General features: G+C 51.3%; 19 protein-coding genes and 1 pseudogene. 14 read left to right on the top strand and 6 right to left on the bottom strand.

Annotated elements, in window-relative coordinates; translation table 11 throughout:
- Positions 1–2 precede the first annotated feature (2 nt).
- From pcaF to AADJ11_RS18865, 3 genes are read right to left on the bottom strand one after another with little or no spacing between them, the layout of a single operon-like run.
- Positions 3–1,202 carry a 3-oxoadipyl-CoA thiolase gene (gene pcaF / locus AADJ11_RS18875; RefSeq protein ID WP_341235957.1) on the bottom strand — a complete coding sequence of 400 codons (1,200 nt, stop codon included), beginning with the start codon at positions 1,200–1,202 and terminating at the stop codon, positions 3–5.
- Positions 1,203–1,895, bottom strand: coding sequence for a 3-oxoacid CoA-transferase subunit B (locus AADJ11_RS18870; protein ID WP_341235956.1), 693 nt, complete (start codon positions 1,893–1,895; stop codon positions 1,203–1,205). It lies immediately after the preceding gene.
- On the bottom strand, positions 1,895–2,614 hold the full coding sequence (locus AADJ11_RS18865) for a 3-oxoacid CoA-transferase subunit A (protein ID WP_341235955.1): 720 nt from the start codon (positions 2,612–2,614) through the stop codon (positions 1,895–1,897). The genes AADJ11_RS18870 and AADJ11_RS18865 overlap by 1 nt, the downstream gene beginning before the upstream one ends.
- Positions 2,615–2,719: 105 nt before the next feature.
- Here AADJ11_RS18865 and AADJ11_RS18860 point away from each other — a divergent pair, with 105 nt between their 5' ends.
- Entirely contained in the window at positions 2,720–3,478 is a 759-nt protein-coding gene (locus AADJ11_RS18860) for an IclR family transcriptional regulator C-terminal domain-containing protein (RefSeq protein ID WP_341235954.1), read from the top strand.
- A 106-nt stretch (positions 3,479–3,584) separates the two neighbouring features.
- Here the strand turns inward: AADJ11_RS18860 and AADJ11_RS18855 are convergent, their stop codons facing one another.
- Positions 3,585–4,433: an ABC transporter substrate-binding protein gene (locus AADJ11_RS18855; RefSeq protein ID WP_341236003.1), complete on the bottom strand. Its 849-nt coding sequence runs from the start codon at positions 4,431–4,433 to the stop codon at positions 3,585–3,587.
- Positions 4,434–4,650: 217 nt separating this feature from the next.
- Between AADJ11_RS18855 and AADJ11_RS18850 the strand changes: the two are divergent.
- From AADJ11_RS18850 to AADJ11_RS18800, 11 genes and pseudogenes are all read left to right on the top strand, one after another.
- Positions 4,651–5,961 (top strand): annotated as a pseudogene (locus tag AADJ11_RS18850) (IS3 family transposase).
- 355 nt (positions 5,962–6,316) lie between these two features.
- On the top strand, positions 6,317–7,426 hold the full coding sequence (locus AADJ11_RS18845; protein ID WP_341235953.1) for an S-(hydroxymethyl)glutathione dehydrogenase/class III alcohol dehydrogenase: 1,110 nt from the start codon (positions 6,317–6,319) through the stop codon (positions 7,424–7,426).
- 156 nt (positions 7,427–7,582) lie between these two features.
- The gene (locus tag AADJ11_RS18840) at positions 7,583–8,755 is read left to right on the top strand and encodes an ABC transporter substrate-binding protein (protein WP_341235952.1); all 1,173 of its coding nucleotides are present in this window, start codon (positions 7,583–7,585) and stop codon (positions 8,753–8,755) included.
- 55 nt (positions 8,756–8,810) lie between these two features.
- Positions 8,811–9,671 (top strand): branched-chain amino acid ABC transporter permease, encoded by an 861-nt coding sequence (locus AADJ11_RS18835; protein WP_341235951.1) that lies wholly within the window; start codon positions 8,811–8,813, stop codon positions 9,669–9,671.
- Positions 9,672–9,674: 3 nt separating this feature from the next.
- Positions 9,675–10,628: a branched-chain amino acid ABC transporter permease gene (locus tag AADJ11_RS18830; RefSeq protein WP_341235950.1), complete on the top strand. Its 954-nt coding sequence runs from the start codon at positions 9,675–9,677 to the stop codon at positions 10,626–10,628.
- Positions 10,615–11,361 (top strand): ABC transporter ATP-binding protein, encoded by a 747-nt coding sequence (locus tag AADJ11_RS18825; protein ID WP_341235949.1) that lies wholly within the window; start codon positions 10,615–10,617, stop codon positions 11,359–11,361. Before AADJ11_RS18830 ends, AADJ11_RS18825 begins: the two co-directional genes overlap by 14 nt.
- A complete protein-coding gene (locus AADJ11_RS18820; protein ID WP_341235948.1) occupies positions 11,354–12,064 on the top strand; it encodes an ABC transporter ATP-binding protein in 711 nt (236 codons plus the stop codon). The genes AADJ11_RS18825 and AADJ11_RS18820 overlap by 8 nt, the downstream gene beginning before the upstream one ends.
- Positions 12,065–12,079: 15 nt before the next feature.
- Positions 12,080–13,303 carry a cytochrome P450 gene (locus AADJ11_RS18815; RefSeq protein WP_341235947.1) on the top strand — a complete coding sequence of 408 codons (1,224 nt, stop codon included), beginning with the start codon at positions 12,080–12,082 and terminating at the stop codon, positions 13,301–13,303.
- Between the two features lie 11 nt (positions 13,304–13,314).
- The gene (locus AADJ11_RS18810; RefSeq protein WP_341235946.1) at positions 13,315–13,638 is read left to right on the top strand and encodes a 2Fe-2S iron-sulfur cluster-binding protein; all 324 of its coding nucleotides are present in this window, start codon (positions 13,315–13,317) and stop codon (positions 13,636–13,638) included.
- A complete protein-coding gene (locus AADJ11_RS18805; RefSeq protein WP_341235945.1) occupies positions 13,635–14,813 on the top strand; it encodes an FAD-dependent oxidoreductase in 1,179 nt (392 codons plus the stop codon). Before AADJ11_RS18810 ends, AADJ11_RS18805 begins: the two co-directional genes overlap by 4 nt.
- A gap of 22 nt (positions 14,814–14,835) precedes the next feature.
- The gene (locus AADJ11_RS18800) at positions 14,836–15,339 is read left to right on the top strand and encodes a MarR family winged helix-turn-helix transcriptional regulator (protein ID WP_341235944.1); all 504 of its coding nucleotides are present in this window, start codon (positions 14,836–14,838) and stop codon (positions 15,337–15,339) included.
- 300 nt (positions 15,340–15,639) lie between these two features.
- Here the strand turns inward: AADJ11_RS18800 and AADJ11_RS18795 are convergent, their stop codons facing one another.
- The gene (locus tag AADJ11_RS18795) at positions 15,640–16,365 is read right to left on the bottom strand and encodes an alpha/beta hydrolase (RefSeq protein WP_341235943.1); all 726 of its coding nucleotides are present in this window, start codon (positions 16,363–16,365) and stop codon (positions 15,640–15,642) included.
- Positions 16,366–16,425: 60 nt separating this feature from the next.
- On the opposite strand from AADJ11_RS18795, the gene AADJ11_RS18790 reads away from it, so the two are divergent.
- Positions 16,426–17,403 carry an AraC family transcriptional regulator gene (locus AADJ11_RS18790; protein ID WP_341235942.1) on the top strand — a complete coding sequence of 326 codons (978 nt, stop codon included), beginning with the start codon at positions 16,426–16,428 and terminating at the stop codon, positions 17,401–17,403.
- Between the two features lie 62 nt (positions 17,404–17,465).
- Here AADJ11_RS18790 and AADJ11_RS18785 read toward each other — a convergent pair whose 3' ends face one another.
- On the bottom strand, positions 17,466–18,344 hold the full coding sequence (locus AADJ11_RS18785) for a helix-turn-helix domain-containing protein (protein ID WP_341235941.1): 879 nt from the start codon (positions 18,342–18,344) through the stop codon (positions 17,466–17,468).
- Between the two features lie 84 nt (positions 18,345–18,428).
- Between AADJ11_RS18785 and pobA the strand changes: the two genes are divergently transcribed.
- Positions 18,429–19,598: a 4-hydroxybenzoate 3-monooxygenase gene (pobA, locus tag AADJ11_RS18780; protein WP_341235940.1), complete on the top strand. Its 1,170-nt coding sequence runs from the start codon at positions 18,429–18,431 to the stop codon at positions 19,596–19,598.
- Positions 19,599–19,622 lie beyond the last annotated feature (24 nt).

The following is a 19,622-nucleotide window of genomic DNA, read 5'->3' as shown; positions in this document are numbered from 1 at the left end:
ACTTAAACCGCTTCCAACGCAATCGCGATGCCTTGGCCGACGCCTATGCACATGGTCGAGAGCGATTTTTCGCCAGACTTAAGATCCAACATCGCGGTGCCCGTGATCCGTGCGCCCGACATGCCTAATGGATGCCCAAGCGCAATCGCCCCGCCATTCCGGTTGACCCGTGGATCGTCGTCCGCAATGCCAAGGTCGCGCAGCGTGGCCAAGCCTTGCGAGGCGAAGGCTTCGTTCAATTCGATCACCGCAAAATCAGCCGCTGTCAGGCCAAGCCGTGCCATCAATTTATGCGACGCAGGCGCGGGGCCAAAGCCCATGATGCGCGGCGCGACACCCGCAGATGCGCCACCCAATACCTTTGCGATCGGGGTTAGCCCGTGCTTTTCTGCGGCCTCTTTGCTGGCGAGGATAAGGGCCGCCGCACCGTCGTTCACGCCAGAGGCATTGCCCGCCGTGACCGTTCCGTCCGCCTTCACAAACGTCCTGAGTTTTTGTAACGCTTCCAAAGTCGTAGAAGGCCGCGGATGTTCGTCTTCGGATACAACAATCGCATCACCTCTGCGTTGCGGGATTGTGACCGGTGTGATCTCACGCGCCAATCGTCCATTCGCCATCGCAGTGCCCGCGTTTTGCTGAGAGCGGACTGCGAAAAGGTCCTGATCTTCGCGCGAAATGCCAAAATCCTCGGCGACGTTTTCGGCGGTTTCGGGCATGGAATCCACGCCATACTGCTTTTTCATCAAAGGGTTCACAAACCGCCATCCGATGGTGGTGTCATGGACCTCATTTGCACGCGAATATGCGGCTTCGGCCTTGGGCATCACAAACGGCGCGCGCGACATAGATTCGACGCCGCCCGCGATGATCAAATCGGCCTCGCCAGCCTTAATCGCGCGTGCGGCGGTAATCACCGCGTCCATGCCAGAGCCGCAAAGCCGGTTCATCGTCGTGCCCGGAACGCTGTCCGGATATCCGGCCAACAACAACGACATACGCGCAACATTGCGGTTGTCTTCGCCCGCTTGGTTGGCACAGCCAAAGATCACCTCGTCAATTGCGGATAGGTTCAGATCAGGGTTACGTTCGGCCAATGCCTTTAACGGAATAGCGCCCAGATCATCGGCACGCACAGTTGCCAAACCACCGCCAAAGCGCCCGATGGGTGTGCGGATATAGTCGCAGATATAAACGTCAGTCATTTACAAATCCTTCGGCACAATAAGGTCGGCAACATCGCCGTCAGTGTGGAGCTTCGCCCCTGTAACCGCCTGCAATTGTTCCATCGTGATCGCGGGCAGTTTTTCCCGTAGGATGAATTTATCATCCTTTATGTCCACAACCGCGAGCGAGGTATAGACGCGCGTGACGCATGCGACACCCGTTAACGGGAATGAACAGGCCTCAACCAGTTTGGGTTTGCCGTCCTTGGTGACGTGATCGGTAACAACCGCCACACGTTTTGCGCCATGCACCAAATCCATGGCACCGCCAACCGCAGGCACGCCTTTGGACCCGACGCGCCAGTTCGCAAGATCGCCGTTCTGTGCGATTTGGTAGGCCCCCAAAACCGCAAGATCAAGGTGACCCCCACGGACCATCGCGAAACTATCCGCATGGTGGAAAAACGAAGCACCGGGGTTCAGCGTTATCGCCTTTTTCCCCGCGTTGATCAGGTCCCAGTCTTCGGCGCCCTCTGCGGGGGCTTTGCCAAAACCCAACACGCCGTTTTCGGTGTGATAGGTGACATCGCGGCCCTCGGGTTGGAATTTGGCGATCATCTCTGGAAAGCCGATGCCAAGGTTCACATATGACCCGTCTTCGATATCTTGTGCCGCACGCCACGCAATTTGTGCGTTGGACAGGGCCACTTCGGAGATGTTGAAATCAGACATTAGTGAACCACTCCTGTGCGCACGAGCACTTCTTCTTGTTGCGGATTTACGACTTCGATCACGGCATCGACAAAGAGACCGGGTGTAATAACTTGTTCTGGATCAATGCTGCCCGCGGCCCCCAATTCAGATACCTGCGCAATAGTTTTATTGGCGGCCATTGCCATCAACGGATTGAAATTGCGACCTGCAAGACGGTAGGTCAGATTGCCAACGGTGTCGCCCTTCTGACCTTTGATCAGGGCATAATCTGCCTTTAACCAGCGTTCGCGGACATACATTTTGCCATCAAATTGCTCTGTCGGTTTGCCCTCGGCCAATTCAGTCCCATAGGAGGACGGGGTGTAGAATGCAGGGATGCCCGCACCCGCTGCACGAATACGTTCGGCCAATGTGCCCTGCGGGACCAACTCTAATGTGATTTCACCCGACAGGTATCTTTCATTGAACGCCTCAGCGTTCGAACTGCGCGGGAATGAACAGATCATTTTCCCGACCATTCCAGCCTTGATCATTGCAGCAATACCAATAAGGCCATTGCCAGCATTATTGTTAATCACCGTGATGTTTTTAGGGCTACCAGTCGCGCGAAAGCGGTCGATCAAAGCGTGGATCAGTTCGATGGGCGCACCCGAACCGCCGAAACCACCGATCATAATTTGTGCGTTGTCTGGAATTTCGGCAATTGCTTCGGTTAAGGTAGAGACGGTTTTGTCCATGAGACACTCCTTTGCTTGGTTCCGATGTAGACTGAAACCAGCGTGCTGCGAAACAAATTTGTTCGCATCTTGATGTTTGTTCAATATATGAACATACTAGTGCGCATGACGAACAAACCTTCAGACACTATTTCTTCCTTGGCCAAAGGTTTGCGCGTGCTTGAATGTTTTGGTGAGGACACGCCTAAACTTTCGATCACTGACACCGCCAAGCAGACGGGGCTGGATCGGTCCACTGCGCGCCGCTGTCTGTTGACGCTGCACACTGAAGGTTATGCCGATTACGATGGAAAATATTTCACCCTGACACCGCGTGTGCTGCGGCTTGGTTTGGGGGCGATTGCCTCTTTGCCTTTGCCACAACTTGTGCAGCCATGGCTTGATCAACTAACCGAGCAAATTGGCGAAAGCTGCTCGGTGTCGATCCTTGATGGCACGGAGATTGTGTATCTCGCGCGCGCCGCGCAGAAGCGGGTGATGTCCATTGGTCTTATGCCCGGTTCGCGTTTGCCGGCGCATTGCACGTCGATGGGGCGGGTGCTGTTGGCCAATCTGCCGCGCCCCGAGGCGGCCGCGATTATTGACGCCTCGGATCTTGCCCCGCGCACCGTTCATAGCATCACCGACCCCGCCGAAATCATGGCGCGCGTCGATCAGGCCCGAACCACGGGTTACGTCTTTATTGATCAAGAGGTTGAAATTGGGCTGTGCTCGCTTGCGGTACCACTGATTGATCACCGTGGCAAGGTCTTAGCGGCCTTGAACACAGGGATGGCCGCAACGCCTGCGCGCGCGCAAACGGCAATTTCAAGTTATCTGCCTAAGCTATTAAGCGTGCAGTCAGGGTTAAAGCGCGTCCTGTAGCTATCCCTAGATAAAGACAAATCCGCGACCCAATAAAAAACGCCCCGGTCTATTTGACCAGAGCGTCGCGGGCACAATTCAGGCAAATGCTGAAAGCGGCCTAATGTTATCTTCCAGCGTATGCCGCTTCGACAACGGCTTGCACATTGTCGCCAGAGATCAACGGTTCAACATCGAGATCTGCATCCACCGTTTCGCTTGCGGCGAGGATGGCCACAACAGTCTGCCAAGACGAAAGTTTGAGCTCGCCCGGACGCTGGCCTTCAGGTGGTGTGATCAGGTTCATCGATTCCACAAAGAGAGCCGCCGCGACCTCTTGGTTTTCGCAAGCAGACTCGACAGTTTCGCAAACCAAATCAAGGGCCGCATCAGGGTTTTCGATAGTATAGTACTGCCCGTTGACCCAAGCCGTAGAAAGAGCAGTTGCTTCACGCATGCCGTCTTCTGTGGAAAGAACCTCCTCGGTCGTCACCATACATGTCCCCGGAACATTCGAGTATGTTTCAGGCGTGATGTCGACCCATTCGATCCCCGAAGCCGCCAACACCGCTACATCTGGGAAGCTCGAGCTATAGGCTTGAACCGTGTCATTTTGCAGCGCGCCCAAAGACTGGGGGCCAGCTGAACCAATAGGAAGAAGATCAATCGTTTGGTTGACCACCAGTCCCGCTTCGGCAATCGCCGCAGCAACAAGCTGACTCTCACCACCACCGGGCTCAGTGTAGCCTAGGGCATGGCCCTCAAGGCCAGCCATCGAAGTGATGCCAGAATCTGCGCGCGCAACAATGCGGTAGACATTCTTTACCTGGTTACAAAACATCACCCGAATGTCGTCACGGCGGTTGAACGCGACTACGGCATCGGCGGCACCCATCAGAGCAAATTTTCTGTTACCTGCGACAATCTGCTGTGAAAGATAGCCAGAACCGTGGGCAACAACCGAAGAAACCTCGATGCCGCCATCGATAAGAACGCGTCTAACACGGTTTTGCCACGCGGCGCATATTCTGGCCCCTTAACAGGGTCGGCCCCATCATCGTAAGTGGCCTGATACTCAGCGCCAAATTATTGCGCGTTATAATTTCAGTGTTATGAGCTACCCCCCGAAATCCGGACACTGACGTAAGCTGCGATTTGTAGTTTGCTGATCTTCAACACGAAGGAGATCAGGAATGTCGAAACGGAAGCAACATCATCCAGAATTCAAGGTCAAGGTGGCGTTGGAAGCGCTGAAAGGCGAAGAGACTGTCAGCGAGCTGGCCAGTCGGTTTGGGGTTCACCCGACGATGATCCATCAATGGGAACGTGCATTGCTTGAGGGCGCATCTGGTGTGTTCGAGCGAGGTAGCCGGAAGGCACCGGAAGTCGATGAAGAGCAGGTCAAAGACCCGCATGCCAAGATTGGGGAGTTGGCCGTCGCCAACGGTACGGGGGCTTGCGCGGCCCCACTGGGGCCACGGTCCCCCTAGCTTTGGCCAGAAAGCTCAAACCCTGGACCGGCAAGTGAGGTGCAAGATGATTGAGCCGAACATTCCAGGTCTGTCCGTTGGCAAGCAATGTTCCCTGCTGTCGATCTCGCGGTCGTCATTTTACTATGAACCCAAGGGTGAGAGCGAGATGAACCTCGATCTGATGCGCGTCATCGATAAGCAGTTCTTGGAAACTCCGTTCTACGGTGTGCGCCAAATGACGTGGCACCTGCGCAATGAATAGCAACTGGTGAACGAAAAGCGCATCCGCCGCCTTATGCGGTTGATGGGTCTCATGCCGATCTACCAGAAACCCAACACGAGCAAAGCGGCGAAGGGCCACAAGATTTACCCCTACCTGCTGCGGGGGCTACGCGTGGATCGACCAAATCAAGTTCTCCTCTCGCACATGTAAACATGTGCTGCCGGGCAGCGGGTGCGCCGACATCACATATCTACCGATGCGGCGCGGCTTCCTTTATCTGGTGGCTATCCTTTGCCCGACAGGCTTTTGCGCAGCAAACGCTGAGAGGAGTGGATTGGCATACGCGCAAGGTTCTGGCGCGGCGCATCTCGAACACGTTGGAGGCTGGCTTTTGCCCTCTCGGCAGATTGCTTTGCAATCGCCTGCCGGCAATGGTTGATGCGCTGAGTGAGGCGATCCACAAGTTCGGCCCGCCAGACATAATGAACACGGACCAGGGCAGCCAGTTCACGTCTTTCGCTTGGACCAACAGGTTGCGGAACGCAAACGTGCGCATCTCAATGGACGGCAAGGGCCGCTTCCTCGACAACATCTTCGTCGAACGGCTGTGGCGATCCCTGAAATACGAATGCGTCTATCTGCATGCCTGGGAGACCGGGTCAGGGGCCAGAGAAGGCGTCAGAAAATGGATTGAGTTCTACAACCACAAGCGCCCGCATTCTGCCCATGGCGGCAAGCCGCCCGCTGTGGTCTATTGGCAGAGGATTGAAACAACCAACCCCGATCAGCAGGTGCAAAGAGTAGCTTAAGTTACGCCAGATACTGTCCAACTAATGGGGAGTAGCTCATGGTTCTTTCGTTTCGTCATTTGGGATCACTTCTTTCATACGTTGATCCACCTTAACTACTGGTCCGAAACCTTGCGACCACCTCTAGATTACGTGGTCGCACCACAAGGGGCTAACGGCGTACACCTTCCCGATCCGGTATCTTGCAAAGCGCCGGATCGGGATAAAGATAGCAAACTTCCGATACATAAGGGGCTATTCAAACTAGGCAATACAAACCAGTTGATTAATCAACTGGTTTGTATTATCTTAACGAAACATACCCGCTCCAGCTCTTGGAGAATTGGTTTCGTGAGCTAAAAAAGGACTGAATGCATTGAAAACGCGCGCTGCCGTTGCCTTTGAGGCCAAACATCCACTGGAAATAGTTGAATTGGACCTGGAAGGGCCAAGAGATGGTGAGGTTTTGGTTGAGATCATGGCTACTGGGATTTGTCATACAGACGCCTACACCCTTGATGGACTGGATAGTGAAGGTCTCTTTCCGTCCGTCCTAGGGCATGAGGGCGCTGGAATCGTGCGTGAAGTTGGTCGCGGTGTAACTTCAGTTAATGTCGGCGATCATGTGATCCCATTGTATACGCCGGAGTGTCGTCAATGCAAAAGTTGCCTTTCAGGCAAGACGAACTTGTGTACGGCAATTCGAGAAACTCAAGGTAAAGGGCTTATGCCAGATGGAACCTCGCGCTTTAGTTATAAGGGCGAAACTATACATCACTACATGGGTTGTTCCACCTTCTCAAATTTTACGGTTCTCCCAGAAATAGCCGTAGCGAAAGTTCGTAGCGATGCGCCGTTTCAGTCTTCCTGTTATATCGGTTGTGGGGTTACCACAGGGGTAGGTGCGGTGGTCAATTCGGCCAAGGTCACTCCGGGTTCGAACGTTATCGTTTTTGGGCTTGGTGGGATTGGTTTAAACGTCATCCAAGCAGCACGCATGGTAGGCGCAGACAAAATTATAGGCGTTGATCTTAATGACTCTAAGGAGGATTGGGGGCGCAAGTTCGGTATGACGGATTTTGTAAACCCGACGAAGATCGAAGGTGATATCGTTCAACACCTTGTTGCACTGACTGATGGTGGAGCGGATTACACTTTTGATTGTACGGGCAACACCACCGTAATGCGTCAAGCGCTTGAAGCGTGCCACCGTGGCTGGGGTGTTTCTACAGTGATTGGTGTGGCTGAGGCCGGTAAGGAAATTTCTACTCGGCCCTTTCAATTGGTAACAGGGCGTATTTGGCAAGGCTCCGCTTTTGGGGGCGCAAAGGGCCGTACGGACGTTCCTAAGATCGTTGATTGGTACATGAATGGCAAAATTGAGATCGACTCAATGATTACGCACGTTCTCAAACTAGAGGAAATAAATAAAGGCTTTGACCTGATGCATGCGGGTAAGTCTATTCGTTCGGTTGTCGTCTTCTGACGTTTCTGAGCTGCTAACATTCACCTTTTTAGTCACAAACTGTGATGCTGGACGCGCGAGGAGGCGCGGTCAGACGGGGAAGATGTAACTATCCCTCTTTCAGGGGGGGCAACCGCGGCACTGATTAAGACAGGCCGCACTTTAGGGAGGAAGAAAATGAAAAAAATCACATCATTAGGCATTTGTCTCAGTTTATCAGCAGGGCTGTTGGCGGCTACGGGGGCAATTGCGGACCAGATAAAGGTCGGCGTTATCGCTCCGTTTTCGGGCCCATTTGCTCAATATGGTATTCAATACCAGCAAGCAATTGAGGTTTACCAAGCACAACATGGCACCAGTGTAGGTGGCGATGAAATCGAGTTCATTTACAAAGACGTTGGCGGAATTAATCCTGACCAATCACGGAGTCTTGCTCAGGAACTTTTGATTCGGGACCAGGTTGATTATCTTGCTGGGTTTACTTTTACCCCAAACGCATTGGCCGTGGGCCCAGTTATTCAACAATCTGAAACACCGACTGTTATCTTTAATGCCGCCACCTCACTCATTACCAAGGAAAGTGACTTCTTTCTGCGTACGAGCTACACATTGTGGCAGGTCTCGGCACCATTGGCCGAATGGGCTTACGATCAAGGTATTCGAAGCGTCGCGACCACGGTCAGCGATTACGGGCCCGGTATCGACGCTGAAAATGCGTTTAGGTCAGCATTCGAAGCCAAAGGTGGCGAAGTTTTGGATTCAGTACGCATGCCGCTCTCGACTACAGATTTCACCCCCTTCATTCAACGAGTAAAGAGTCTTTCGCCTGATGCGGTATTTACGTTCTTACCCGGAGGCCCACCTACATTCACATATACTAAAACCTACAACGAAAATGGACTCGAGGAAGCAGGAATTAGGTTTCTTGGCACTGCTGAAACAGAGGAAACCAACCTTCAGTCGTTAGGCGAACTCGCCGTCGGCATGACCACTGCATACCACTATTCGGCGGCCCATCCATCGGACATGAACGAAATGTTTCTTGCCAAATTGGAAGAGTTGCATCCTGGTGCCGTCGCCAATTGGGCATCGGTTGGGGCATATGATGGTGTTCATCTAATTTACGAGATGGTTGAAGCCGCTGGGACTGATGGTCCAGCAGCAGTTGCTGCGGCCGTTACGATGGATTGGGAAAGTCCGCGAGGACCTTTGACGATGGATCCAATTACGCGGACCGTAATTCAGAATGTATATATCCGAGAAGTTGAGCGTAACGCAGATACTGGCCTTTTAGAAAATGTCGAAAAAGGCGTGATTGCCACAGTTGGTGATCTCGGCTGGCCCGAATAATTGGGCGACAAAGGACCGGCTTCGGCCGGTCCACCTTTTTCCGAAGGATGTACCGATGGACTTATTCTTAAATATCTCAATAGACGGCCTTGCCTATGGCATGATTCTTTTCATGATTGCCGTTGGCCTGTCGGTCACAATGGGGTTGATGCAAGTTGTTAACTTGGCCCATGGTGGGTTTGCGATGATCGGAGGCGCGCTTGCGCATGTTCTCGGCACGCAAATGGGCTTAAGTTTTGCGCCAACCCTGCTGCTTGCCATTGCGGGGACTATCGCGATTGCCTTGCCGCTTGAGCGCGTGATCTACCGCCGCATCTATGGTTTTGGCGAGCTTCAACAAGTGTTGGCCACCATCGGGCTAACCTTCATTATGATTGCGACTGTAAACCGGTTGCTTGGCTCCACGCTTCTGGCCGTGCAGATGCCCGACCTTTTGAACCAATCAGTTGATCTGGGGTTCCGCACCCTGCCCGCGCATCGCATTGCGGTTATCGTTCTTGGCCTGGCGGTCATTGTCGGGCTTTGGGTTTTGTTAGAGCGGACTCGCTTTGGTGTACGCCTGCGCGCCGCTGTCGACAACCGTGCCATTGCCTCGGCACATGGCATAAACACCGACCGGATTTATATGATCGCGTTTGGTCTTGGGGCGGGGCTTGCCGCGCTTGGCGGGATCATGGGCGCGGAATTGCTTCCCATCGATGCCTACTACCCGCTGCGTTACATGGTGCTTTTCCTGATCGTGGTTGCCGTTGGCGGCATGGGGTCAATCTTGGGGTCATTTCTGGCCGCCATTAGCTTGGGCATTTTAGAAACCGCGACGCGCTATCTGGTGCCTGAATGGTCAACAATTGTTTTCTTTGTCCTTGTTATCGCGCTGCTGGCAATCCGCCCGCAGGGCCTAATGGGAAAGGTCTGATCCATGAAACATTTGCTTGCTCCCCTTGGATTGATCTTACTTGGCGTGGCCCTGTTTTATCTATTTCCCTATAACCTCGCCTTCGCGACACGCATGGTCATCATGGTCATCTTTGTGCTGTCCTTGGATCTTGTGCTTGGCTATGCGGGCATCCCCACGCTTGGCCAAGGTGCCATGTATGGTGCCGGAGCCTATGCCGCCGGGCTTTTTGCCATCCATGTCTGGGCCGATCCATTTGCTGGCCTTGTTGCGGGCGCAGTTGCCGGGGCGGTGATCGCACTGATCTCCGGCTTTGTGCTGATGCGTGCTGCGGGGCTGACGCTGATCATGCTGACAATCGCCGTGGCCTCAATCTGTCACGAGATCGCCAACCGGACCCGCGATATCACTGGCGGTGCCGACGGTCTGCGCGGTATTCGAATGGATCCTATTCTTGGCCTGTACGAATTCGATTTTATCGGAATCGCTGGCTATTGGTACGCGTTCGGCGTGGCCGCTGTGGTGTTTGCCTTTCTGTTCATGCTTGTGCGCTCCCCCTTCGGGCTTGGGCTTCGTGGCATTCATGAAAGCCCTGAACGCATGGCCGCCATCGGTGCGCCGGTCTATTGGCGTCGGCTTATGGCCTATGTGCTGGGCGGGGCAATCGCCGGGATCGCCGGTGCCCTCACCGCACAGATTAGCCAATTGGTCAGCTTGGAAACCTTTGCCTTTGCCCTCTCTGCCGAGGCCGTGATTATGCTTATCCTCGGTGGCATGGGGCGGCTCTATGGTGCGGTTCTGGGCACTGCTGTCTTTATGTGGGTCCATCATACGGCGGCGGCAAATGACCCGTTTAACTGGCTCTTTGTCATTGGCGCTTTGGTGTTGGTCGTTGTGTTTTTCTTACCATCTGGTTTGATCTCGATGCCAACATCCCTGTCACGTCTTCTTAAGGGAGGTCGCAATGGAAGGTCTTGAAGTTCGCGGCCTGTCGAAAAGCTTTGGCGGGCTGGTCGTTTCAGATAATATCAATTTTGACCTGAGACCGGGGGATCGCAAAGCGCTGATCGGCCCCAATGGCGCCGGGAAAAGCACGTTTGCCAATCTGGTTACCGGCATCCTTATGCCAACGCGCGGCACGATCCACTTTGACGGCCACGATATCGGCCCGATGCGAGAGGCCCAGCGGGTCAAACGCGGCATTGCCAAGACCTTTCAGGTAACAACGCTATTTCCAAAAATGACAGTCCGCGAGAACCTGCGGCTGCCCGTGCTAGAGCGTGAGGGGCTTGGCTTTACGATGTTTCGCCGTGCCACTGGTTCGGCGGAAATTGAAACCGAGGTCGCCGCCCTTTTGGAGCAATTCGATCTGAAAGACCTAGCCGATCGGCAGGTTGCCGATCTCGCCTATGGTCAGCAGCGCCTTGTCGAACTGGCGCTGACACTGGCGCTAAAGCCGCGCGTGTTGATCCTTGATGAGCCCGCCGCCGGTGTTCCATCGAGCGAAACTCATCTTATCACCGATGCCATCGCCAATCTGCCTGATGACCTTGCGGTTCTGGTGATTGAACATGACATGGATCTGGTTTTCAAAGTGGCGCGCTCCATTGTGGTTTTAGTGCAAGGAAGCATCCTAACCGAAGGCACGCCGCAGGAAATTGCCAGCAATGCCAAGGTCCGCGAACTTTATCTGGGGGCTGGACATGGCTGATCCAATTATCAACCTTACCGATGTGACCGCGGGCTATGGCCCAACGCATATCCTGCGCGACATCAACCTGACCATCAACCCCGGTGAGCGGCTGGCGGTAATCGGGCGGAACGGTGCGGGCAAAACGACGCTGTTGAGCACCCTCATGGGCCTGACGCGACTTCATAAGGGCAAGGTCACTTTGCACGGCAAAGATATTGGCGCGCTGCCCCCCTTTAAACGCAATGCCTTAGGCTTGGGCCTAGTGCCGCAAACCCGCGATATTTTCCCTTCGCTCACAGTTGAAGAAAACCTGCAATCGGCGATGCGCGGTGATGCAAGTCTTGAAGAAGCCTATGCGATGTTCCCACGGCTCAAAGAGCGGCGACGCAACGGCGGCATGCAACTTTCGGGTGGCGAACAGCAGATGCTGGCGATCGCCCGCGCCCTGATGACGCGCCCTGATGTGATCCTGCTTGATGAACCCCTTGAAGGCCTGGCACCGGTTATCTGCGAACAGTTGATGGTGGTGTTTGAAAACCTTGCGAGCGACGCGAAACGTTCGGTCGTGCTTGTTGAACAACATGCCGAGGCGGCGCTCGCCTTTGCGACCCGGGCTGTTTTGATGGCCAATGGCGCGATCGTCCATGATGGTCCCGCCGAGGGTCTTTTAAGGGACCCGTCCTTGTTGCACCGCCATGTCGGTGTCGGGCTCACCTCATAATATGAAAGGCAGACTATGACTTTGATCGAAGGCCACGAGCCCATTATTCCTGCGGCGGGTATCCCAGTTTGGGACATCGACCCCTACGACGAATCTGTTTTACGTGATCCACAAGCGTATTATGCTGAACTTCGCCGATTAGGCGATGTAGTATATATCCCGCGCTATAGTGTTCTCGCTGTTGGGCGACACAAGATTACCCAAAAAATATTTGGCGATCATGAAAATTTCGTTTCTTCGCGCGGCGTCGGGCTAAATGACTTTAAGCTTGGAAAACCGTGGCGGGAACCGTCAATTATTCTTGAGGTTGACCCACCTGAACACACAAAAACTCGGAAAGTCATGGCTCGTGCCTTGTCGCCAAAAGTAATGAAGGCATTGGCAAGTCTATTCAATGAAATTGCAGAACAAGTTGTGGACGGTATCGTTCAAAAAGGAACCATCGACGCAGTAACCGAATTAGCCGAGATCTTTCCCACAACAGTGTTTCCGAAGGTTTTAGGTATGAAGGATGTGAACGCTCGCTTTCTTGTCGACTACGGAGCAATGGTTTTTAACGGTGTTGGACCGGATAATGCATTGCGCCGTAACTCTATGTCCAAAGCTAGCGAGATAGTTCCTTGGATTACCAATGCTTGCGCCCGCGACAGATTAACCGAAGATGGGCTCGGCGCCTTGATCTACGCGGATGCCGACAACGGTGAAATCAGCCACGCAGAAGCTGCAATGCTCGTTCGTTCTTTTTTGTCCGCAGGGGTAGATACAACAGTTACTGGCATTGGCAACGCCCTGTGGTGCTTATCCCAAAATCCGGCAGAATGGGAAAAGCTCAAGGCCGACCCAAAGTTATTCAGGCCGGCGTTTGAAGAAGTTTTACGTTTTACTTCACCAGTCCACACTTTCGCGCGAACAGCAGGCCGCGACACTGAGATCGCGGGCTTCCCAGTTCAAGAAGGAACCAAAGTTTTGTGTGTTTTGGGAGCAGCTAATTCGGATCCTGAAAAATGGGGCGATCCCGAAGTATTTCGAATTGATCGCAAACCTGTAGGCCACGTTGCATTTGGCGCGGGTATTCACGGCTGCGTTGGACAAAATCTTGCCAGAGCTGAATTAGAAGCGATCCTCAGTGCAATGCTCGCCAAGATTGACAGGATCGAACCAGCCGGGGATCCCGTCTGGAGACCCAATAACGCGATTCATGCTCTTGACAAGCTGCCACTCAAATTAATCCAAAAATAAGGGACTTCAAAATGGTTAAAATTACTTTCATTGCTGCAGATGGAACTACAACCTCCGTTGAAGGAGAAGCTGGTGATAGCATTATGGCTGCTGCGATTGCACAAGGAGTAGAGGGCATCATCGGAGAATGCGGTGGCTCTATGATGTGCGCAACTTGTCACTGCTACGTCGATGAGGCATGGGCCCACAAAACGGGACCTCAAATCGATGGTGAGGGTGATATGTTAGAATGTGCGGCATCAGAAGTTCGCGCAACATCTCGCTTATCTTGTCAAATAAAACTGACACCTGAACTCGAAGGTTTGGTCATCCATTTACCAGAGGATCAATTATGATCAACGAGCGGGTTGTTATTGTTGGCGCGGGGCAGGGTGGGTTTCAGGCCGCAATCAGCTTGCGCCAAGAAGGTTTTAAAGGACAGATCTCTTTGATAGGCTCGGAGCCTGGTCTGCCTTATCAGCGGCCACCTTTGTCTAAAGCTTTTTTGAAAAACGGTGAGCTGGACAAACTGACACTTCGACCCGAGGGGTTTTTCGAAACCCAGACAATAACACTTTTAACTGGCCATACCGTTGAGGCTATCGATCGATCTGCCCAAGTTGTTCGGTTGGACAATGGGCCTGTGTCTTATGACAAGCTAATTATTGCAACCGGTACACGAAATTTGATACCACCAATTCCAGGTGTTGAGCGCACATTAGGCTTGCGAACACTTGAAGACGCAAGACGACTCAGAGCAGCACTGAACGTGCCACAACATGTGGTCGTTATTGGTGGTGGTTTTATTGGGTTGGAGTTTGCGGCGGTTGCTAGCACATTGGGACACAAAATCACAGTCGCTGAGGCTGCTCCTCGGTTAATGAGCCGTGTTGTTTCACCTCAGATGTCAGATAGGTTTGCCGATTTACATAAGCGTTTAGGCAACCGTCTACTCCTTGGCCACGCAGCTTCTGATGTGTCGGAGGCTGATGTCACCCTTCAGGACGGCTCTACCATAAAGGCTGATCTTGTTTTACTTGCAGCCGGTGTTGTACCTAATTCCGAACTAGCAGCCGAAGCGGGTTTGGAGGTGCAAAACGGCATCGTTGTGGATACTCACCTACGAACCAGTGACCCTAACATCTATGCGCTTGGAGACTGCGCTTCATTCCCAAACCCAAGGGGAGGGGATCTTGTACGACTGGAAAGTGTTCAGGCTGCTTCTGACCACGCCCGGTTAATAGCAAAACAAATTGCACAAAGTAGTTCTGAAGTATATCAGGCGGTTCCTTGGTTTTGGTCTGATCAGGCTGAGTACAAACTTCAGATAGTTGGGCTTGCCACTCAAGAAGATGATAGTGTCGCTGTTGGCGATGACACTGTGTTGCGGTTTTCAAATAATCTGCTTACCGCCGTTGAAACAATCAATAACACCAAAGTTCACATGCAAGCACGTCGAGTGCTAGGATCTAGCGTACCGATCTCTCGTGACAAGCTGGTTGAGCAGAACTATATGTTGATCGCGGAGTAGAAGCTAAAGGAGTTTTCCACAAGTGGTCGAGAAGAACGATGTTCGGTATCCAAACCCAACAAAATTAAGAGATGGGAAAACGGTTCTTGATATCGAACACTATGCACCATTTCTATTGAATGCAATCAGTAGTGCGTGGCAACGCAAGACTTCTGCTATCTACCGCAAATCGTTTGGGTTGAGCATTGTTGATTGGCGTGTTGTTGCCATGCTCAACATAGAGCCCAATATTACTGCAAATCGAATTTGTGAGGTAATTCGCATAGATAAGGCTGCTGTGAGCCGCTCGCTACGTTTACTCGCAGAAAGCGGTAATGTTTTTTCAGAATCTTCGAATGTAGACTTAAGAAAAAGGCATTGGGTACTGACTGAAAAAGGATTGCAAACTCATGATGCCTTTCTAGATATTGCCCTCAGGTGTGATGCAGAGTTAGTAGCAGGGGTGCCCAATGATGAGCTGAAGACATTTCTGTCAATCGCGCGTCGTTTGTTGAAAAATCTCGACTCATTTCAGATCAGCGACTAGTCGCATCTGTCGATTGAAATTCCACAGGTTAATTTTCAAGCTGGAACTTCTGACTCGGATCGGGTTTCTGGAGTGTTAGTGCTCAAAATCAACAATTTTGGCTTAGTTATAAGAGCTTTGACAAGTTGTTTCTGCTGCTGTCATTTCCACGGTGAAGTTTCGACATCACTATCAAAAGACATACAAAACTACATAACTGAAACTGTTAACCTACCTGCGTTAAAGTAATTTTTCTAGCTTGCCTGCCGATCTCTTTCGAAGCTTCCGCCAGGCAATTTTTCATATTTTCAATGTGAAAAATTAATCTCTTCCCGCGAGAATTATCGCTTCAGACAGCGCTCCCGGATTGGTGAAGCAAACTTCGTGACTTCCTGCGATTTGGACTAGTCGGAACAGGCCCAACTTTTCTGAAAGTCGAGGGTGCCATGGTAGACTATGCGGCATCGCAGTGTCTTCGGTTCCGTTAATATAGGATTTACCGATTTCCATCTCTGCGAGGTTCTTTTTCAACTCTATTTTGTCGGTGAAAGTCGCATATGGATGAGCGTTTAACTGGTCGTATGATTTTCGTGCCAATTCTTCAGATCCATCGTTAATAAAGGCTTCTCGCCACACCGCGAAGGGTAGCATTACACCTTGATCCGGTGCTACGGAATTGATGGCGTCGAACATGTTCACGTAGTGGGGCGGAACCAAATCGTTCACACTTTCACCATTGTTTGGAACAAATGCATTCCAATAAATTAGCCGCCGCAAGCGCTCCGGGCAACGGTCAGCAACGCCAGAAATGATCATACCTCCATAACTATGCCCCATAAGGACAACGTCCTGAAGATCACTTTCGTGCAAAAAATCAACTATCGACGAAATTGCATCTTCTAGACCCATGGTACGCGAATCTTCTGGTCTATTTCCTGCAATGGTCGGGCAATATACTGTGTGGCCTGCGTCGCGAATTAGTTGAGCTACTGGCTCAAACAAATCACCCGTGTGCCAAGCTCCGTGAACTAGAACAAATGTAGACAATTTTGGTTCCTCCCTCTAAAATTGTGTCTTGAAATGGTATTTAACTGGGACTGCAAAACAATGGCTCAGAGTGAGGTAAACTATACCAATACCCAGATTTGGGATACCTCCACCGTCTCTTCTACGGATGCCTTCGACTTCTATCGAGAAGGGTTGTGCACGGCGTTCATGCCTCTGCGTCCCGAACTCAGTCTGGAAGAGCGCGGAGCATTCCGAGCTAAGGTAAGGTCTCATCAACTAACTGGAGGTGTTCTTAATTTAGTTTTTGCCGATGCCCATCCGGTTTTCAGAGGTAAAAGTGAAATCTCGTCATCTCCATTAGACTGTTTCTACCTAAATCTCCAAATTTCTGGTCAATGCGCCGTCAGCCAAAAAGACACAACTATTACGCCTAAGGCTGGAGACGTATATATATTTGATAGTTCAAAGTCTTTCGAAATGCAGCATTTAGACTGCGCATCGGTTGGGGTAGCATCACTCGTTATCCCAAAAATTAATTTGCCCGGTGTTAATTTGGAAGAACCCAATTTTCTTTCTCAACACCCTATCTACGGGGACCTTCTTATCGAGTGCATCAGGACACTGGCGCAGTCTGCTAATACTGCAGCAAATGTTGACTTGGACCACCTAACTAAAGTGATTCAGGGGCTCGTACCACTAGCGAGCCAGACGTCATTACATCCCCGTGATCAAACAAGTCAGAGCTCTGCACAATTTTTAAGAATCAGGCGTGTTTTGCGACAAAACTGTGCGAACCCCGATTTCGGAATTGGCCAGTGTAGCAAATTCACCTCCCTTTCGAGAGGTTACATTCATCAAATATGCGCCTCACAAGGACAACGGTTTGGAAAAATGCTATTGGACGAGCGTTTGAGATTGGTAAAGCTATATTTGTTGAGCGCCGAGAGGCAACATTCTCCGGTTTCTAGTGCTGCATATGATGCAGGCTTTACAGATTTATCACATTTTGGGCGTGTCTTTCGAGAAAAATTCGGCCAAACTCCTGGAGCGTGGCGAAGATCAAAACAGATGCCTTAGCGACCATACGAATGAAAATATTTCATATATTTCTTCCATATACCCTTATCCCAAGGGCGTTTCTAACGTTCATTTCCATTCGTTCTCTTTCGATAGGCATTTGGGGACGAGCCGTGGACACGCTTGAAAGCACGTGAAAAATACGATGGGTCTTGAAATCCAAGCTCGAACGCAATTGTTGCAATAGTTTTACGAGTATACGCGATTTGCCGACAGGCCTCGTTGAATGTACAGACTTCAATAAATGTTAGCGTCGAGTACCCCGTGACCCGTCGCATAATTCGGTTTAGATGTGTCGATGAAATGCCCAATTCATTTGAATAGAATGTGATCTTTTTCCGTCCACCTAAGCTCTTGCGAACGAGGCTCTCGAAGCGACTTATGATTTTTAATGCCCTACTAGGATCAGCATTCTCAATCTGATTTTGTAACCGTTGAGATACATGGCACGCAATTACCCCAGCAATGCTCCGAAGCATAAGCTGCCTTTGGGGCGTCATGCGGGAAAATTCCTCAAACAGACTCTCAAACAATTCGGCTACTTGGGCATCTCCTGGAATGCTGGCCCATTGGTTCATTCCTGGGATCATTGTCTTCTCGTCTGAGAATACTTCTGAGAATTCCGTGACAGGAATACTAAGGACGTAACCATCGGTGTTTACGGGAAAATCAAACGCATGCACTGTCCAACGTGGAATGCTAACGACTGCCATCGGCTCCATCTGCTGGATTTGGCCGTCAACATGTAAGACCGCGCCTTCGGTCTTAACCAAAAAGAACTGATGCAGATGTGCGTGCCTATGTGGATAGATAGTCCAAGCATGCCCTGCTGCGCGATCCATAATCCGTTCACAATGCAGAATATCAGGGAATAGGCCATCTTCTCCAAAAAGGCTAAAAGACGGTATCACAAAATGCGGCGACTGGTTCGGATGTGTCATGTACGTAAAGTACCAGACTTGGCCGCAATCTGCCATTCCCAAATGATCATGACAACACCACAATATGTGAAAAGGGAGATCGCTATGCGCACACAGGTTTGTATTATTGGGGGTGGCCCGTCGGGGTTGTTGTTGGGGCAATTGCTTTTGAAACAAGGCATTGATGCAGTCGTCTTGGAACGAAAGACACGGGACTATGTCCTCGGCCGTATCCGTGCGGGTGTTCTTGAAGTGGGGATGGCTGATTTGTTGCGGCAAGCAGGTGTTGCAAACCGTATGGATGCAGAGGGTTTCATCCATGAAGGTACAATTATTAGCAATAATAACGATCAATTCCGCATAGACTTCAAAAAACATACCGGCACTCCAGTGATTGTATATGGTCAAACCGAACTCACCCGAGACCTATATGATGCGCGGGAACACAGCGGCGGCAAAACAATTTTCAACGTAGAAAATGTCGTCATTAACGATGCAAAAACTGAATCCCCATATGTTACTTACCAACTTGATGGCATCGAGCATCGCATTGATTGTGATTTTATCGCTGGTTGTGATGGGTTCCACGGCGTTTCTCGGAAATCCATTCCAAACACTGTTCGAAAAGAGTTCGAAAAGGTCTATCCATTCGGTTGGCTCGGCGTGCTTTCTGAGACTCCACCGGTTAGCCACGAGTTGATCTATTCAAACTCCGATCGTGGGTTCGCGTTGTGCTCGATGCGAAATGCCAACCTCAGCCGATACTACATTCAGGCTCCGTTGACAGACAAAATTGTCGATTGGTCCGATAATTTGTTTTGGGATGAATTCAAACGCCGGGTGCCTGAGAATATTGCTGATACGTTGATAACAGGGCCTACAATTGAGAAAAGCATAGCGCCCTTACGTTCGTTTGTTTCCGAACCCATGCGGTGGGGGCGATTGTTCCTTTGTGGCGATGCTGCCCATATTGTGCCTCCGACTGGTGCAAAGGGGCTCAATACGGCAGCGTCAGACATTCATTATCTCTTTGCTGGTTTGGTTCAGTATTATAAGGAACGAGACGATGCTGGCCTTGAACTGTATTCTGAAAAAGCACTGGCACGAGTTTGGAAGGCGGAAAGATTCAGTTGGTGGATGACCAGTTTGCTACACCGCTTTCCTGACCAGACGGATTTTGACCTAAAAATGCAGGCAACAGAATTAGACTTTTTGCGCGATAATGAATCTGCTCAATCAGTATTAGCAGAGAATTATGTTGGATTGCCATATTAGCAGTCGTAATTTTTTTAACATAAA

Source organism: uncultured Sulfitobacter sp., from assembly GCF_964021855.1.
Lineage (GTDB): Bacteria > Pseudomonadota > Alphaproteobacteria > Rhodobacterales > Rhodobacteraceae > Sulfitobacter.
Note: the sequence above shows the minus strand (reverse complement) of the source record. Positions and strands in the feature narration are given on the sequence as shown.

Coding starts and splice junctions, on each gene's coding strand:
- AADJ11_RS18860 (WP_341235954.1), top strand. CDS start 2,720: ATGACGAACAAACCTTCAGACACTATTTCTTCCTTGGCCAAAGGTTTG.
- AADJ11_RS18840 (WP_341235952.1), top strand. CDS start 7,583: ATGAAAAAAATCACATCATTAGGCATTTGTCTCAGTTTATCAGCAGGG.
- AADJ11_RS18815 (WP_341235947.1), top strand. CDS start 12,080: ATGACTTTGATCGAAGGCCACGAGCCCATTATTCCTGCGGCGGGTATC.
- AADJ11_RS18785 (WP_341235941.1), bottom strand. CDS start 18,344: ATGACACATCCGAACCAGTCGCCGCATTTTGTGATACCGTCTTTTAGC.
- AADJ11_RS18805 (WP_341235945.1), top strand. CDS start 13,635: ATGATCAACGAGCGGGTTGTTATTGTTGGCGCGGGGCAGGGTGGGTTT.
- AADJ11_RS18790 (WP_341235942.1), top strand. CDS start 16,426: ATGGCTCAGAGTGAGGTAAACTATACCAATACCCAGATTTGGGATACC.
- AADJ11_RS18835 (WP_341235951.1), top strand. CDS start 8,811: ATGGACTTATTCTTAAATATCTCAATAGACGGCCTTGCCTATGGCATG.
- AADJ11_RS18825 (WP_341235949.1), top strand. CDS start 10,615: ATGGAAGGTCTTGAAGTTCGCGGCCTGTCGAAAAGCTTTGGCGGGCTG.
- AADJ11_RS18820 (WP_341235948.1), top strand. CDS start 11,354: ATGGCTGATCCAATTATCAACCTTACCGATGTGACCGCGGGCTATGGC.
- AADJ11_RS18870 (WP_341235956.1), bottom strand. CDS start 1,895: ATGTCTGATTTCAACATCTCCGAAGTGGCCCTGTCCAACGCACAAATT.
- AADJ11_RS18810 (WP_341235946.1), top strand. CDS start 13,315: ATGGTTAAAATTACTTTCATTGCTGCAGATGGAACTACAACCTCCGTT.
- AADJ11_RS18865 (WP_341235955.1), bottom strand. CDS start 2,614: ATGGACAAAACCGTCTCTACCTTAACCGAAGCAATTGCCGAAATTCCA.
- pcaF (WP_341235957.1), bottom strand. CDS start 1,202: ATGACTGACGTTTATATCTGCGACTATATCCGCACACCCATCGGGCGC.
- AADJ11_RS18830 (WP_341235950.1), top strand. CDS start 9,675: ATGAAACATTTGCTTGCTCCCCTTGGATTGATCTTACTTGGCGTGGCC.
- pobA (WP_341235940.1), top strand. CDS start 18,429: ATGCGCACACAGGTTTGTATTATTGGGGGTGGCCCGTCGGGGTTGTTG.